The following is a 15,273-nucleotide window of genomic DNA, read 5'->3' as shown; positions in this document are numbered from 1 at the left end:
GTGAGTATGAATGAGTTCAATGAATTTAAGCAGAAATTCAGGCATTTTTCGAAGCTGTGCACAGAGGATTATCTCATTCGTTATGCGAACAAAGGATTATACAAAAGGGCGCTTAAAGAACTGGATCAGGATGTATCTGTGCAGTACACGTGGCATGCAGCATCGGTCAGCTGTCAGCTAAGTGAGGGTACGGAATGTACCCTCTATGCTACGCTGGATGATTGGCAGTGTTCTTGTCCATCGGAGAATATCTGCAAGCATGTGTTAATTACGATTTTGTATGATCAGCGGCAGCAAACGGTAGAACATGATGCTGCATCAGAGCTATCACCAGTTATGCATGAAGAACCTGAGGATTCCAAAGTGCACGAGCTTTCTGAGAAGGAGAAGGCCTTTGAAAAGGATAAACTTCTTCTCGTTAAGGAGTCAGYCAGTCGTGGTTACGAAGGGACAACTCAACCATCGGAAGAGAATACTCGTTTTCGCTGGATGCTTGGAGCCGATCTTGCGCCAATCATCAAATCATATACTTCAACGATGGTTGAAGAAATTGTTTTTCGTTTGCGTTACCCCGAAGAGATTCAGATCACGGAGGATACACTGCTTACCATACATCTGAAAAGTCAGGAGATTGAGGTTTCTTTTACAGAAGAGCCAAATCTGACCAAAGCCTTATGCAAATTAAAACAGACTGCCGGAAAGATGGCCAAACTTGAAGCGCTGTTGCGATATCGTATCATTCATGGACTGGATGATACGGAGGCTTTGAGTGTTCGCGCATACGAGCCCAAGTTCTCCCTTCAAACGGTTCGTGAGTGCCGCGAAATGTTGGCAGGCATGCTTAAAACAGGACTCGCAAGGTTGCCCCAATCCTATATGGCACAGCTCGAGACACTGGCTATTGCTGCACATAGCAGTAATCTTCCAGATGTTGAACGCAATTTGCGCGGGATTCAGGGAGAGCTTCAGCTTTTTTTCAAACGTCATGTGCGATTCTCCATGCAGACGATGCTTGATCGCATAAGTAAGCTTTATCTCGCGTTAGAGGTACTTGTACAAAGCGAGATAACCATCAAGCAACAGAGTCAGCTGGTTGGCAGCTTTCGAAGCAAGTATTTTACGGTGCCTTCACTTCATCTCTATGGTCTGGGTGCAGATTCTTGGGAGACACGTTCCGGATTCCGCGGGATAACGTATTATTTCTATTGCTTTGATGATGGGCAGATATATACGTACAGTGATGTACGTGCGGTTTATTACGAGGATCAACAATTCTCGTTTGCTGAGCATTATGCAGCCTATACGCCTTGGCTACCCAATTTGACATTTAGTCAGTTTACGGGAGAGGAAGTGCAGTTTCAGTCCGTTAAAGTGAATGAAGAACGACGGATATCTTCAGGCGATGGAGCGAAGCTAAGTATTTTGCCACGAACGAATGTGACCGAGCTGGATTTTGGATCGTATCTCATGGACATCTCGTCTGCACTTCAACAGCAGCCTGATTCTATCCATTTATTCGCAGAACCAAAAGAACGGCTGGCCATAATTGAAGTAACTCGCATTGTAGAGCATACATTCAATAAACAGACGCAAGATCTGATCCTTACCGTAGAAAATACGGAGGGGGAGCGATTACCACTCACGCTTCCTTACTCATCCGATTGGCAGTCTATGATTAACAGGCTGGAGTCGGGATTTGGTTCTCAGAAGCTTGAGCATTTTTATGCGTTTGTACGCTTGGAGACGAAACGGATTACTCCAATCAGTTTCCTGAAGGGCCAGACGCTGCTTAGTTTAAAGCTGGATTCCGGTAGCGGAAGGATGGGGCGTTTTGGAAGAAAATAATGAATGCATGCAGCAGTTATCTGGCTGGGCTGGGGAAATGCTCCTTCGAGGGTTATCTCAATTTACCATTCGAGATATTCAGCTGCTGGAACAGCTAGCTACGGATGTGCAACGAATGCAAATGCATTTCCTGCATGAATTGATCCATGGTGTTTTGGAGGCAGGACGCCGGGTTGCGCTTGGCGAGGGGCATGAGGAGCAGCTGTTGGATCAATATTGTCGATTGGCCCAATATGTACAAATCAGCACATTTGCTGATATTGTGGCAGAACATTAGCCAAGCCGTAATGAAGAATTATTACAGGAACATATTGTGTATTCTCATGTTAACAATGTATAATAACCTTGAATTTTTCGAATACAAAAGGGACATCCCATAGTTAAGTTTTAAATGTGACCCGTAAGATGGACAGTATGAAAAACTATCCTCTTGCGGGTCTATGTATTTTAATCAGATTGTAGAAGTTCAAAATGATGAGGAATTAGAGTTTTTTGGAGGCAAGAGATCTAAAATAGAGGCAAAAGATCTAAAAAACTGAGAAAGTGGCTGCTGTATTCATTCCCTTCATCCTTATTGCTTTTTGGTAAGTCTCATTATCTTTTACAGCGATATAATCGGTTGTCTCGATATTTTTTACTTTAAATAATGTTGTTCCTTTTTTATACTTGTTGGAAAACAGATTTGGTAATTCATTACTTTCATTTGTACTGTATTTTTTGATTGTCCCAATTTCGATCTCCACTTCAGTTGTAACAACAGTTTCATTTGTCACCTTGTAAACCCCATTATTCCACGTTATAACATCAAATGCCCAACTTTGAAGTTCACCATCACCTGAGTTTGAGCATGCCACGAGGAACAGCATTGAAGTCAAAATGAATGTAAAAGTCTTTTTCATAATAAATCCTCCCACTATACAATAATGTTATCTCATAATTCGAATATATCTTTATGGGAAGTGAATTCATACAACCCTGAAGATGAGACAAAAATCGGCGGATGTGAGAGTATGTAAAACACATCTCAAAAGGTTTTTTTTCATTGTTATACTTAAAATGATTTTAATGGAAGAAGTTCTATTCACAATTTTACCAATAATGTTTTTTATTTTCCATAGAAAAGCTAAGTTATTTATTAACTGATTTATGAATTATCCTAATCAATGTTCCTTAATGAAGGTTATAAATCATGGTTAGTCTTGAAGAGTAAAATGAAGACAAAAAAACATTTACGTGTCATATCCCGAGTAATGATGCATACCATTAGGCGAATGCGGTCATAAGGGAGGAAGCGAAGATGTCGATGAGTGAACCGCTATTACTGCAAATCGTGAATCAACATATTCCGGCGGGTGCCACGGTCATTACGATTGATAAACCCAATCTACATCCTGCTGTGTATGCATCTGATCTTACAGGTGATGGACTACCGGAGATTGCTGCTATTTACCAGCTGAATAGTGAGCTTTATCTGCTTATATTAAAGTTTGTTCAAGGACATTGGATTAAGATGGCTCTGACAAAAGGACTTGGATATGGCGTTACGCTGCTCACGGCAGCGCCAGTAATTTCAACAAAAAGAAATAATCTGATCGTAGGCTGGCAGATTGGAGCGATTTGGTCAAAGCTTGCTGTGTATGAATGGACTGAAACCGGTCTTAAGGATACTGCTCCTGACGATTTATATTATAGCTATGCTGAGATTATAGATATGCCTGGTGTACACGGACGAGATGGCAAGGTTGAGATTGCGCTGTGGATTCACGATACAGGAGAAGCTTATCGGGTAGATATTATTCGATGGCAGCAGGGTCAATGGGTTCCAGCAACAGATGTATATCGTGCCTATTATCCTAAAGTTGTGCAATATTACGAGCAGTTAACACAGCATTATCCCGACTATGTGTTTTATTGGTATTACCTTTCGGATGCTCAATTTCATGCAGGACTATATCCCGCAGCACTGACTTCAGTTCAAAAAGCGTTGAGTTTTCCGGAAGCGTATCCTTCGAGAGAGAACTTGCTTGAACTAGAGAAGAAAATTAAACAGGCGCTCGCTGCTAGCACTACTACCAGAGTTACGACATGGTTATATCCTGTCTCTGTTCGAACAACGAGCGGTACCCGCTGGGGTTATATGGATGAGCAGGGACATGTTCGATTGGAGCCGGTGCTAGAGGAAGCTCAGGCGTTTCAGCCGAATGGATTGGCAGTTGTCGTGAAGAACGGCCGTGCGGGTGTTATTAATCTTCAAGGACAGTATGCGGTTCAACCTGTGTACGATTCGATTAATTCTTTTTCGGAAGAGCGCGCTATGGTTATTGATTCTCAAGGCTTTAAAATGATCAATGAGCAGGGCACGGTTCTGACCAAACGGGCGTACCCGTTTATCGCAGATATGCATGAAGGCAGAGCCATGTTTTACGATAATAACATAAATGAGGCGAATGGCTCATCAAGTCTCTATGGTTACCTGGATTCTTCGGGAAATGAAGTGATCCGAGCACAATTTGCGTCAGCAAATGATTTTCAGCATGCCAAAGCTATTGTACAGATTAAATATCAGGAATATGCGCTTATCGATCGGAACGGCAATCGGCTTGCAACTTATCCATATGCTTATGTAGGGCCACTTGGAGATGGATTGCTTGCTTTTCAAAAAGAACTCTCTGGCAAGTACGGGTACATTGATGAACGGGGGAATATTCGTATTCAGCCCAAGTTTACATCGGCATTTCCTTTTAACGATGGGCAGGCGATTGTCAATACAGCTGAGGATTACAAATCGAATTATGGTGTTATTAATACGCAGGGTTCATTTGTGATTCAACCTGCCTATAACGACATACGGGAGCTTGGAGAGTACAGGTACGCACTTGGAAAAGCCATTAATCCGGAGGAGCCTTATATTGGTTCGATGTACGCGATCTCTGAGCTGAACGGTAGGATACTAACAGACTTTATCTATCGTAATGTGGAAAATTACAAACAGGGTCTCGCTTCCGCATCGGATGGAAATCAGACTTATCTGCTGGATTTGAGCGGCGGACCAGCTTCAGGATACCCTCGTGTGACAGGGGCAGGATCCATGGAAGTTGTGGCGCCGAATCTCATTAAGGTGTTTGTGGATCAACGTTTATCCTATGTGAACCGAGCTGGACAGATCGTATGGCAGCAAAATACAATCGTACCTCTACATTCGCCTTATCGGGTGCGTGAGGAGAAGTATAAACCTAATCGAGATTACCTCGTCTATTATCCGCAGGTTGAAGGATTGACCAATCAATCGGATCAGGATAAGTTAAATGCTAGGCTGAAGCAGCTTTCTCAAGTCAAACCTGTTCCTGCAGATCAGCAACTGGATTACACGTATACCGGTGATTTTGATATCACGTTCTACCAGCAGCAACTGCTTCAATTGCAATTAACGGGTTATAACTATCCCGCTGGCGCCGCGCATGGTATGCCAACGATGGTGTATGCGATTATTAATCTGTCCAACGGCCAGCTGTATGAGCTGAAGGATTTGTTTAAACCAAACAGTGACTATGTAAAGGTGTTAAGCCAGATTGTAGGGGAGCAGATCAAAAATGATCCGCAGTATTCTTATGTTTTTCCAGATACGTACACTGGAATAAGTGCGAACCAGCCTTTTTTTGTGACAGCGGATGCGCTGCATCTATATTTCAATCCTTATGATATTGCGCCATATGCTGCGGGATTCCCGACATTTACGATTCCGTTTAGACAGATTATGAGCATCATTAATACAGAAGGGTCGTTCTGGAAAGCATTTCATTAGATAATTGAATGAGCAGGGGGATCTACATTTTTGAAGCCATGTGAGAAACCATGTGGCTTTTTTTACTTTATAGGGGGCTTTATATAAAAATGTAAGTTTCAATATACTGATTCAAATAAGAATGTTCATAAATTCACAAACTGAAATGGAAGAGGTTTAGGAGATTGAGATGAATAATATGGATAATATGAACCAATTGGTATATATTTCATGTATAATATAAATATCCACTCATCAAGGTATGACAAAATAGTCTGGAGGAAATCATCTTGTATAAGGCAGGTTTTTGGATTAGATTAGGAGCAAGTTTTTTGGATGGTCTTATCATTGGAATTCCATTAGTTATCATCGCAGGTGTACTTACTGGGAACTATGATACAGATGAGCCGATAGCCAAAATATTGAGTGCGTTGTATTCAATACTTTTACCAGTTTACTGGTATGGGCGTACGATTGGAAAACGGATATGTGGAATCCGAATTCAAATATATGATACACAAGAATCACCTAAAATCACTACAATGTTAATGAGAGTTTTAGTTGCAGGAATTGTGTACGCGTTGACTCTAGGTATTGGAGTTATTGTGAGCATGTTTATGGTCGGAATGAGAGAAGATCGCCGTGCAATACATGATTTTATTGCAGGAACTGAAGTCGTATGGGATTAACCTAAAAGAGCGATAAAACGAGCTGTACAAGATAAAAATCCTTGGCGGCTCTTTAATTCTTCACTACTGTTTCACAAAACTCGTATTTTGTACATATGTACAAGTTCTTGTTTCAACCAGGTTGAACCGTTTTGTTCTTGTTCCTCGACGACACTTAAATAGAAATGCTGTCGGAGGACAAGAACTTGTACCCTTAAAGGACAAGAACTTGTACCTATTGCTGTCTCCTCCTTCAATTTGTGGGTTTATGGCAATCAGTAATAACTGATTCAAATATTTGATTTTATAACAGTCTCTTGACATTTTTCATCAGTATCTTAGTGGTCATTATCACCTTACGTTAACCATCTTTTTTATTTGATTTGGCCGTTTAGGACAAGAACATGTACCGTTAAAAGACAAGAACTTGTACCTATTGCCGTTTAAAAAAAACTTATCCTATTCATTTAAAACTGGGTTAAACACAAAAAACCGTTAATCCTTTCAGATTAACGGTTTCAAAAACTTAATTTTTTCACATATGTCTCGACTGTTTTTTGTAAAATAATATGTTCGTCACTTGGATTATTCATGCTCAGCATTGCAACTTTTAGTGGTGTATACGAAATCATTGATTGAATATCTCGTATAGCGGTTCCATGTTGATTCGGGCAATTGCACTTGTTAGTCAACAACAGCTCTTTGTTTTGCAAATGATAATATTCAATGCTGCTCGATGAGCCGCTCTCATCAAAGTTATATTTGAAAGCAACATCTGGAAACGAACTGTCCCTCATATTCTCAATTTCCTTCCAATTAGGAACACTAATTTCTTTGCTTCTCTTCCCTGCGATCTCCATCCAAGCACAAAAGAAATTTTCACAGAATTGTAAGACTAGTTTTTCAAGAATCCAAGAAATCCCCCCTATTTCAATACTTCTACGAATTTTCATTTGATAATTGACGACCTGATCAGAGAAATACTCCAGAAGCTCCTTGATTAGAAGTGGCGATACATCAGAAATCAAGCTTGTTCTTAACGAATTAAAGCCGTAGAAATGCTCCTCCTTTAACAGAGATTTTCTCCAAAAAACAAAAGCATATGCATAGGGACAAATTTCAGGGAATTCAATCGTTTCATTCGATTTTCTAAGTTCCATCAATTGAGTTATGCAATGTTGATGAGACTTAAGAGTACTCTGAAATAGTCGGTCTACAACTTGTTGAACAGCATCAGAAGTAACTTGCAGTAAATCTTTTTGGAAACGTTTAGAGAAATAAACCTGTCTGTGGAAGGTTTCTTCTGAATTAAATAGCTTTATCTCTTCAGGTTCATCCGTAACTAAACGCTTTAAATTGCAATGTTGTGCATGTATAATCCATTTGGAATGCATATTTGATATCTTCATGTTTGCATGGTTTGCTTGAACCCAACGAAGGACAGCAGGATTCATTTGATCAGGCGCTCTCCATTCGTTCCAACTGGACATATGAAAAGTAGCAAAGGCATACCCACACTTGCACTGAAATGCATGTTCTAACTGTCTATTCGACAACAAAAAAGGTATTGTTGATCTACAGTTAGGGCAAGTATTATTCAATTTTAGATCATGAAATGCGCATTCATCGAGAAGTTTAAACTGATGCAGCCAAGAATGATACCCTCCCTCGATACACTTCGAACACCAATGCAATTCACGATGAAACCAATGCTCCCATGAACTATATAGTTCAGAAAACGGACCTATTAACGACTGAATATTCTTAAAATTGTGTTCTTGCAAGTTAAAATCCAGCGTTTGATGAAGCCTTTCGAGGTGAAATCCATCTAACTGTATCAGTTCTCTTTGCTTATCTCCAATGTAATGTTTAATATTCTTCACCTGAGTACTGCCAAAGATTTGAAGAATCTCATTTCGATCTGCAAGGTTCACTAATGCAAGTTTTTCAAATACGGACCAAGGCGATTCATAATCATATATCCATTCTTTCCTCCACACGACATTCATGTTCTAATCACCATTACCTGCTAATGCCATATAAATTTCAGATTCAATATAGCCTGTAAGTTTAATGGAATCTAACCAATTTTGGGCTGAGATCCATTCAAGTTTCTCTCCATGGGTTCCGTATATTTTCAGAGCGTTTTCAACAGTATACGTAAAATACTCCATAGGAATCTCAAGTTTTGAGTTCACTCCATGCTCCCTTCGAAGATTTTGAAATTGTTGATATATTAAAGCTGCGTCCTTTTCTAACCGATGACCTTTCTCATATCCTTCCCGAAAAAAATATCTAGTGAAGCTCCAATCACTGTTTTCAGGATAAGCTGAGATTTCAGGTGAATCGTAGCAACGAAGAACTGCTTTAAAATCATCTAGTGAAGTAATACCAAAAAAACGATGCTCATGTGTCATAAAGCGTCCTATGATCTGGGACTTACGTTGTCCTAAAAAGAAAGTTCTCCTAGTGAGCAATTCTTCTTGACCTACGCAAATTACAGACATACTGATTTTCTCACGATCTAGTTGGTTATAGATATCCATTAACCAATGATAATGTGATTCTGTTAGGTGATGTGCCTCATCCATAATCAAAATAACCCTTCTTAAACGAGACAATTCAGCTTTTTCTTTTAACAAATTAACAATTTGATTCCGCAACTCACCAGGTTTTCTTCTAGCTATAAACGGAAATTGAAAATCATGTAGCAGATCTGCGTAAAACTTCTCTTCACTCGGAAATCTATATGAGTTGCTATTGGCTATGAAGATTGGTATTGGCGCATTTATAAAATGTGGCAGATTTTCTAAGGCAAACTTTAATGCAGTGGTCTTTCCAAGACGCGGACGACCATAGACAATCATTCCTGGTAATCGGTTCAGTACAATCTTTTTGAGATTATCCATTAAGCGGAGTACTTCTTTGGTCGGAAGTAAATAATGCCCTACTTCAATAGGGTGTGTACCAACAGGTATCAAATGATTTTCCATATGTCAATTTCTCTCCTTTTTTCAATACATCTTTGTCTTGAATTGTTTTAGTAAGCGCTCATAATTATCCATCTCATTGATCTTTTCCCTGTTGATTTGTTCTTCTCGAACTTTGTCTAACAATTCATGTTGTGCTCTTGCTTCTTCTAATGCATTTGTTTGTTCCTCCGCTTCATCCGTTAGCTTTTGTTTACTTACCTCTTTCACTTGAGTAATTTTATTTATTGATTTCTTAGTGTTTTCTTTACTCAAGAGATAGTCAGTGTACACGAAGATAGGATCGTCCCAAGTTGTATAATGGATTAGCTTTCGCTGAACTAATGAATTGATCGCACGTCTCGTTTGCAAGGAATGTGGAGTAAGTGACCATCTGCCACAAGCAGTTAAATAACCAAATTCGCTGCCGTCAGGAAGAAAAGCTTTTAAAGTACGCAGATCATCAACATTTACATGTAGAACTAGCTCGTGCTTTATAAGATGGGCAGAGTTAGCGAGCTTTTCACTTCGATATTCTACGCCTTCATATTGAATGTAGGGCTTTCTTCCACTCAATAGAGAACCTCTTACGGTTCGATTTATTTGGGTTTGCATAAATAACATCTCCGATCGTTTCTCTTCTTCCAGGCGTCTTGGTAGTAAGCCTCTTAGTTGTATCCTTTTTTCAAGAAGTTCGAGGGGTGTTTGATGATAAATCCCACCATGAGGTGTTCCGTTGTAATTTGAAATCATCACATCAATGAGCTGCAATAAATGTTCGTATGTGATGTTTAAACGAAGAGCGTTTTTTTCAGGATTGTTTCTTCTTGGATCATCCGGACCGCTGCCCGTTGTATTCGGTAACCGATGAAACAGGTTCTCAGCTAAAGTTTTAAAGTATCTCTCAATAACTCCTCTTCTCATTGGAAGTGCCACGGGACCAAAGTTCGGAGTACAACCAATTAAGTTTGTGAGTCGATCCTGCACCATTTTAGCGTAGTGAGATTTGGCGTTATCTAAACAGATTACATCCCACACTGCCCACTCTAACTCAGGAAACTTTTCTGATGGAAACCCACCTGGAGGATGATAACTCAGGCCTGGGATTGTCAATTCTATCCGTTTATGTGGCATAATTGCATTACGAGCACAGTGCATTACGTCACTTCCACCATACTCTCTACTCAGTGAAACAGAATATCCTAAAATACAGCGATTACTCACATCAATGATGGTAAGAATCCAGAAACGTTCAAGCGTCAAGGTCATAGGGTCTCCATCTGGCGTATCAATATTTACCGTAAAAAAACCGTCGATTCGATGGGCGTCAAATTGGACTTTCTGATACGGAAACAAGTTTGAGAGTTGGTTTTGATCTTCCTCCCCCACTCGGTTTGCTCTATGAAATGCATCTTTACCGTAGCGCGCTGTAGCCTTTCTAAAATTTTGCTCAGCTACTTGTTTAATGTAACGTTGTAGAGCCTTATACCCCATCCATTTTGTATTTAAAGGATATTCAGAGAGAGTTATTCCCTTTTCACGGCACTGATCCACAAAGCGCTTGTGGATATGCTTCACCTTCATAACCGGCTCTAGGGAACGATTTTTTCTGCCTAAATATAAATCTTCTACCATGTCTTTGATGTCCGGATGCATTTCCAAAAAACGGTTGAATTCTCCGGTTTTTTGATCTTTGTTTCTTTTTTGACCTAATAAATCCAACTCATATTTTTTTACGTTTTTCTGAGGAATCAATCCACGGAATCCTAAAACAACGCCATCCAGATCATATTGAATACATCTTTGAACTAATCTTCTCAAGTTTCGTGGCGAGACTCCGGTCGTATGTTGAATACTATCTAAACTCTCCCTCTGAAAATACATTAAGACCGCATTTTTACGTTGTACAAACAAAGTATGGGCAGTTTCATGGAGTACATTCTCGTCTACAGAGGGCCATAGTTCAGGATTAGCTTGGTCGGGTTCTAATCCGTCCTGCTCATAAATTCGCGATCTGCTCATTGTCTCCATACCTCCATTTCAAATCCGATAAGTTGATCTTCCATGTTCGATTTAATATCCCCCTCATAAAGGAGCCATTTTAGGCACAAAAGTACAGCCTCAACAGAAAGATTAGATAGTTCTCGCACAACTTCTTTAATCTTTATCCCTTCACCTGGAATAACTCCGAGCACCTGCTTTAAAGAAACAGGCTTCTTACTATTAACTACTGCCATACATAAGGAAGTTCTGTTTTCTATTGAGTGACGCCCCCTTCTTACATCCTCTTCAGTACGAACAACGTAAAGCTTATTATTCATTCGACACCATTCTCGTTGTGCTTCGATTTGCCGTTGAGTTCTCGCATGCTTTGGATGTTTAGATGTCAGTTCCTTCTTGTATTTGACTTCTACAAAAATTTCCGTTCCATCCTCTTTTAAGATCCACATATCAAAGATAGAAGTACGAAGTCGGCCATTTAGAACGTAGGAAATTTCCATTGGTTGCTCACAATATGTGATGACTTCAGGGTCCGTATCAACCAGAAGCCAATGATCGTATTCCAGATCACTATATAGTTCAACGATCCGCTTACCGACTTTATTTCCACGCGGAGTCCAATAGTTATTTCCATATTTTTTACTTCGAAGTACCTTGATGGGCTGATACTTCATGAATTCGTTTCTATTCTTCATAATTTACCCCTTTAGATTTGTTTTCCTGTATAAACAAAAAACAGAGTTTTTATACACATCATGTATAAATTTTGCATTTCTATGAACATACTAAGAAGTAATAGAATGGTAGAGGGAGAGAATACTATATGTCAGAAGAAGAGTTTTACAAGTGGCTTGGGGAATATCTACGGGACCTTAGAAAGTTGAAGAAACAAACACAAGAAGAGATTTGTAAAAGCTATCATCTTGCTCGTTCATCCCTAGCCAATATTGAGCGGGGCAGACATGTTATTAGTGCTTATAATTTGTATCTTCTATTACAAATTTTAGATGTACCTCTTGAATCTTTGTTGAGGAATAATTATCAGGAAATCTCGAATTCTAGGAAAGAAATATTCTATTGAATGTATAAAATTAAGATATATAGGGAATAAAGCCTGAAAAGATTGAAAGGGTGTGTTTCCTATATGAAAGTACAAGAGCGTAGAGATTTAGAAGTATTATTAGTCTTGCTAAAAGAGATGCCGTTGCCCGTTAAAGTTTTCATTGAACACAAATTAGACGACATGCTTTCACCTTCTTCCGGTTTAGAATACGTTAGGGATTTTCGCATTTTCTTTAATTGGATTACACCCAAACTTTGGCCGCAAGTTGAGTCCACATGTGATCTAACCTTGGAAAAATTTAATGATATAAACCAAGAACATGTAGAGCATTTTGTACAACACTTAACTTCATCGAGAAATTTGCAATATAGCTCCATGTTACGAAAATTTAATTCGTTACGCTCTTTGTTTGGTTTTTTACATCAGGAATTCGATAACAGTGGATTCCCTGTATTGAGACGTAATGTTTTTGCTACATTTATCATGGAAAGACCAAAAAATCACGTGGAGATCGCACGTCAGATACAGAACAAAATCCTTCATGTCAACGAAATCCCTTCTTTTGTTAAATTTATACAGGAAGGTGTAACCGAGCAAAACAATGTTCAGGCTCAGTGGTTTCACAATCTAAACCGAGATAGGGATGTTAGTATTATTACATTACTTTTGGAATCCGGAATAATAGTAAGCGATATTGTCAATCTGGATTTGGGAGATATTGATCTTAAAGATGGCTACCTTATCGTAACTAGACAACAGGCTAAAGTACAAATGAGTCATAGAATTATGTTCGGAGAGAACGCTAAACATTATTTACATGAATACTTAAAAATCAGGACAAATAACTATGCTCCTCAAGAGAGTGAGCAGGCACTTTTCTTGGCCAAACCTAATGGTGAAACACATGGAAAACGAATCTCAAAGCGTACTATCCAAGCTATGGTTAAAAAGTACGCTGTGAAATTTGGTGCCTCAGAGGTAACAGTGAGGCAGCTTACCCATTCATTTGGAGTTCAATATGCTGGAACAAATAACGTACGCAATATGAAACAACAATTGGCTCAACGTAATATCGAATCATTAGAGAAGTACCTTATATTGTCTAGTCTTATTGATTGAGTTAACCTATGAACTAGGTCTTGTTCTCTTTGAACAAGGCTTTTTTTGTTTAGTTAATCTGTTTTGTAATGCTCTTCTTAAGCTGCTTTAGTTGGTTTAATTGATCGTAATAATCTTCCACATCCTTTACGTTTCTCTTTTCTAAGGTCACCCTTGTAGCGACACTGACTTCTTGATATTTTAACGAAATGATCAGAATTGCTTCGTGATAGTCCTTGATATGAATAATAGGAATCTTCCACTCTCCTTTTTCTCTAGCCAAATCAAACCATTTCTTCTTGACCACTTCTCGATTGGTATACATTCTTCCGTCAAACAAAATTCCTTCTGCCGTTACAGTAGCAATTTCAATACCTGCTTGGAGCCTTTCATTCATCTCCTCCACCTCCTTTATCATTTATGCCCAACAAATTGATATATAAACTTATCATTTTAAATAAATAATCTATATACATTAATGTATGGAAGGTTTTGCATTGTTTAGACTGAATTAGAGGTGTGGCAATGAACGAACCTGTTTTAAGATTAGTAGGGCAACGTGTTCGCGAATTACGGAAAAAACAAGGATATTCACAGGAAGAGTTAGGCGAAATGGCTGGCTTTCACTTCTCCTACATTGGTGGCGTTGAACGTGCCGAGAAAAATATCACCTTGTTAAATCTTCAAAAAATTGCGGATGCTCTCCAAGTTAATGTCCATGAACTCTTTGTTTACAGCAAGTTTGTTAAAAGTGGAACCAATGATAAAGAAAAATTGCTAAACGATATCAATGAGAAGCTTTGGCCTATGAAATCTTCCGATTTAAAAAAGGTTAACCTGCTATTATCTGAATTTTTCGATAGTTAACACAAAAAACCAATGTCCTCTGACATCGGTTTTTTGTGTTTCAATTCATTGCTTCCACTCTGCTTCACTTTGTATGTTAATCCAAGAGTATCTGTTATTCTGCTGTATACGTCCCTCCATTATATTGCGCTCGCTTTTTAATGTTAAAAGCAAATATTTCGTTTGGATGTTCTCCACCTGTAGATGTTTATACACTTGTGACAATGAAAAGTATCCTCTAGCTGCATATAATCTTACTTGTTCCATGTTAATCTTTCCACTTCGTTGTAGCAGCTTCCTCCCTCCCATTTTATATGCAGCATCTGCATCAATGTTTGGATCTGAAATTACTAAACTTAGCTTCCCTACAGGTAAAGATACTTTGTGCTGATTCGTACGCAACATTTCTTTACATGCCAGATTGCGTATAGATTCCCAGTGTTCAGCAAAGCTAGAGTGGATCCTTTTATAATGCTTCCATTGGCCTAAACACCAGTATATGTTGTTGTTTGTGATGTTCTTTCTATATGCAAAGAGTTCCTCTTTTCTCTGGCAGCTATTAGCTCTGATAGGAGAAAATCTTAAGTAAGGGTTGCTAGCTATACAGAATTCTTGAAGTAATAATTTTTCTGATTCATTTAATTTGTTTAGTTTAATTCGGACTACTTTAGATAGAACACCATGATTATCAAATAACTCGAACAATTGCTGATTTTTCAGATCGTACTCTTTAGTTGCAATAAATTTGCCAGCAACATTTTGTTCTGTCCACTCAAGTCTCTGAAGTCCAAGGGATGATTGATATTCACCTATGGCTTGTCTAAGCAATTGGACTTTCGCACCTGAACTGTGCATTTGCTCATAGTTCGATGATTGAACAAAATAAAGGATTTTTTCTATGCTCACTAATCTATTCTCCTTTGTTTCAGCAGATTAGTGAGTGGTATTGACTACTTTTATAAATTTTATTCAAAGTAAAGAGTAGTGAGTATCAGAATTGGT

At 38.9% G+C, this 15,273-nt stretch carries 14 protein-coding genes; 7 read left to right on the top strand and 7 right to left on the bottom strand.

Annotated features, from left to right (window positions below; all coding sequences use genetic code 11):
- Both AB4Z30_RS13695 and AB4Z30_RS13690 read left to right on the top strand, forming a co-directional pair.
- Positions 1–1,845 (top strand): hypothetical protein, encoded by a 1,845-nt coding sequence (locus AB4Z30_RS13695; RefSeq protein WP_441927199.1) that lies wholly within the window; start codon positions 1–3, stop codon positions 1,843–1,845.
- Positions 1,832–2,122 (top strand): hypothetical protein, encoded by a 291-nt coding sequence (locus tag AB4Z30_RS13690; RefSeq protein WP_441927197.1) that lies wholly within the window; start codon positions 1,832–1,834, stop codon positions 2,120–2,122. The genes AB4Z30_RS13695 and AB4Z30_RS13690 overlap by 14 nt, the downstream gene beginning before the upstream one ends.
- A 250-nt stretch (positions 2,123–2,372) precedes the next feature.
- On the opposite strand, the gene AB4Z30_RS13685 is transcribed toward AB4Z30_RS13690, so the two are convergent.
- Entirely contained in the window at positions 2,373–2,744 is a 372-nt protein-coding gene (locus AB4Z30_RS13685) for a hypothetical protein (RefSeq protein WP_441927195.1), read from the bottom strand.
- A gap of 398 nt (positions 2,745–3,142) precedes the next feature.
- On the opposite strand from AB4Z30_RS13685, the gene AB4Z30_RS13680 reads away from it, so the two are divergent.
- Together AB4Z30_RS13680 and AB4Z30_RS13675 are read left to right on the top strand one after the other, a co-directional pair.
- Positions 3,143–5,647: a WG repeat-containing protein gene (locus tag AB4Z30_RS13680; protein ID WP_441927193.1), complete on the top strand. Its 2,505-nt coding sequence runs from the start codon at positions 3,143–3,145 to the stop codon at positions 5,645–5,647.
- Positions 5,648–5,910: 263 nt separating this feature from the next.
- Complete coding sequence (locus AB4Z30_RS13675) at positions 5,911–6,315, top strand: RDD family protein (RefSeq protein WP_441927561.1); 405 nt, start codon at positions 5,911–5,913, stop codon at positions 6,313–6,315.
- Positions 6,316–6,812: 497 nt separating this feature from the next.
- Here the strand turns inward: AB4Z30_RS13675 and AB4Z30_RS13670 are convergent, their stop codons facing one another.
- Genes AB4Z30_RS13670 through AB4Z30_RS13655 form a run of 4 tightly spaced genes read right to left on the bottom strand, consistent with a single transcriptional unit; the run spans position 6,813 to position 11,959 of the window.
- Positions 6,813–8,303: a hypothetical protein gene (locus AB4Z30_RS13670; RefSeq protein ID WP_441927191.1), complete on the bottom strand. Its 1,491-nt coding sequence runs from the start codon at positions 8,301–8,303 to the stop codon at positions 6,813–6,815.
- 3 nt (positions 8,304–8,306) lie between these two features.
- The gene (locus tag AB4Z30_RS13665; RefSeq protein WP_310140502.1) at positions 8,307–9,287 is read right to left on the bottom strand and encodes an AAA family ATPase; all 981 of its coding nucleotides are present in this window, start codon (positions 9,285–9,287) and stop codon (positions 8,307–8,309) included.
- Between the two features lie 21 nt (positions 9,288–9,308).
- Positions 9,309–11,285 carry a hypothetical protein gene (locus AB4Z30_RS13660; RefSeq protein ID WP_441927189.1) on the bottom strand — a complete coding sequence of 659 codons (1,977 nt, stop codon included), beginning with the start codon at positions 11,283–11,285 and terminating at the stop codon, positions 9,309–9,311.
- The gene (locus tag AB4Z30_RS13655; RefSeq protein ID WP_441927187.1) at positions 11,282–11,959 is read right to left on the bottom strand and encodes a Tn7 transposase TnsA N-terminal domain-containing protein; all 678 of its coding nucleotides are present in this window, start codon (positions 11,957–11,959) and stop codon (positions 11,282–11,284) included. Before AB4Z30_RS13655 ends, AB4Z30_RS13660 begins: the two co-directional genes overlap by 4 nt.
- A 128-nt stretch (positions 11,960–12,087) precedes the next feature.
- Here AB4Z30_RS13655 and AB4Z30_RS13650 point away from each other — a divergent pair, with 128 nt between their 5' ends.
- Together AB4Z30_RS13650 and AB4Z30_RS13645 are read left to right on the top strand one after the other, a co-directional pair.
- A complete protein-coding gene (locus AB4Z30_RS13650; RefSeq protein WP_123066444.1) occupies positions 12,088–12,345 on the top strand; it encodes a helix-turn-helix domain-containing protein in 258 nt (85 codons plus the stop codon).
- Positions 12,346–12,408: 63 nt separating this feature from the next.
- The gene (locus AB4Z30_RS13645) at positions 12,409–13,446 is read left to right on the top strand and encodes a tyrosine-type recombinase/integrase (RefSeq protein ID WP_441927184.1); all 1,038 of its coding nucleotides are present in this window, start codon (positions 12,409–12,411) and stop codon (positions 13,444–13,446) included.
- Positions 13,447–13,495: 49 nt separating this feature from the next.
- Here AB4Z30_RS13645 and AB4Z30_RS13640 read toward each other — a convergent pair whose 3' ends face one another.
- Positions 13,496–13,822 carry a hypothetical protein gene (locus AB4Z30_RS13640; protein ID WP_441927182.1) on the bottom strand — a complete coding sequence of 109 codons (327 nt, stop codon included), beginning with the start codon at positions 13,820–13,822 and terminating at the stop codon, positions 13,496–13,498.
- Positions 13,823–13,950: 128 nt separating this feature from the next.
- Between AB4Z30_RS13640 and AB4Z30_RS13635 the strand changes: the two genes are divergently transcribed.
- Positions 13,951–14,292 carry a helix-turn-helix domain-containing protein gene (locus AB4Z30_RS13635; RefSeq protein WP_441927180.1) on the top strand — a complete coding sequence of 114 codons (342 nt, stop codon included), beginning with the start codon at positions 13,951–13,953 and terminating at the stop codon, positions 14,290–14,292.
- A 45-nt stretch (positions 14,293–14,337) separates the two neighbouring features.
- Here AB4Z30_RS13635 and AB4Z30_RS13630 read toward each other — a convergent pair whose 3' ends face one another.
- Positions 14,338–15,177 carry a hypothetical protein gene (locus AB4Z30_RS13630; RefSeq protein WP_441927178.1) on the bottom strand — a complete coding sequence of 280 codons (840 nt, stop codon included), beginning with the start codon at positions 15,175–15,177 and terminating at the stop codon, positions 14,338–14,340.
- Positions 15,178–15,273: the final 96 nt, after the last annotated feature.

It is taken from the genome of Paenibacillus sp. 2TAF8 (assembly GCF_052114825.1).
In the GTDB taxonomy this organism is placed as follows: Bacteria; Bacillota; Bacilli; order Paenibacillales; family Paenibacillaceae; genus Paenibacillus.
Note: the sequence above shows the minus strand (reverse complement) of the source record. Positions and strands in the feature narration are given on the sequence as shown.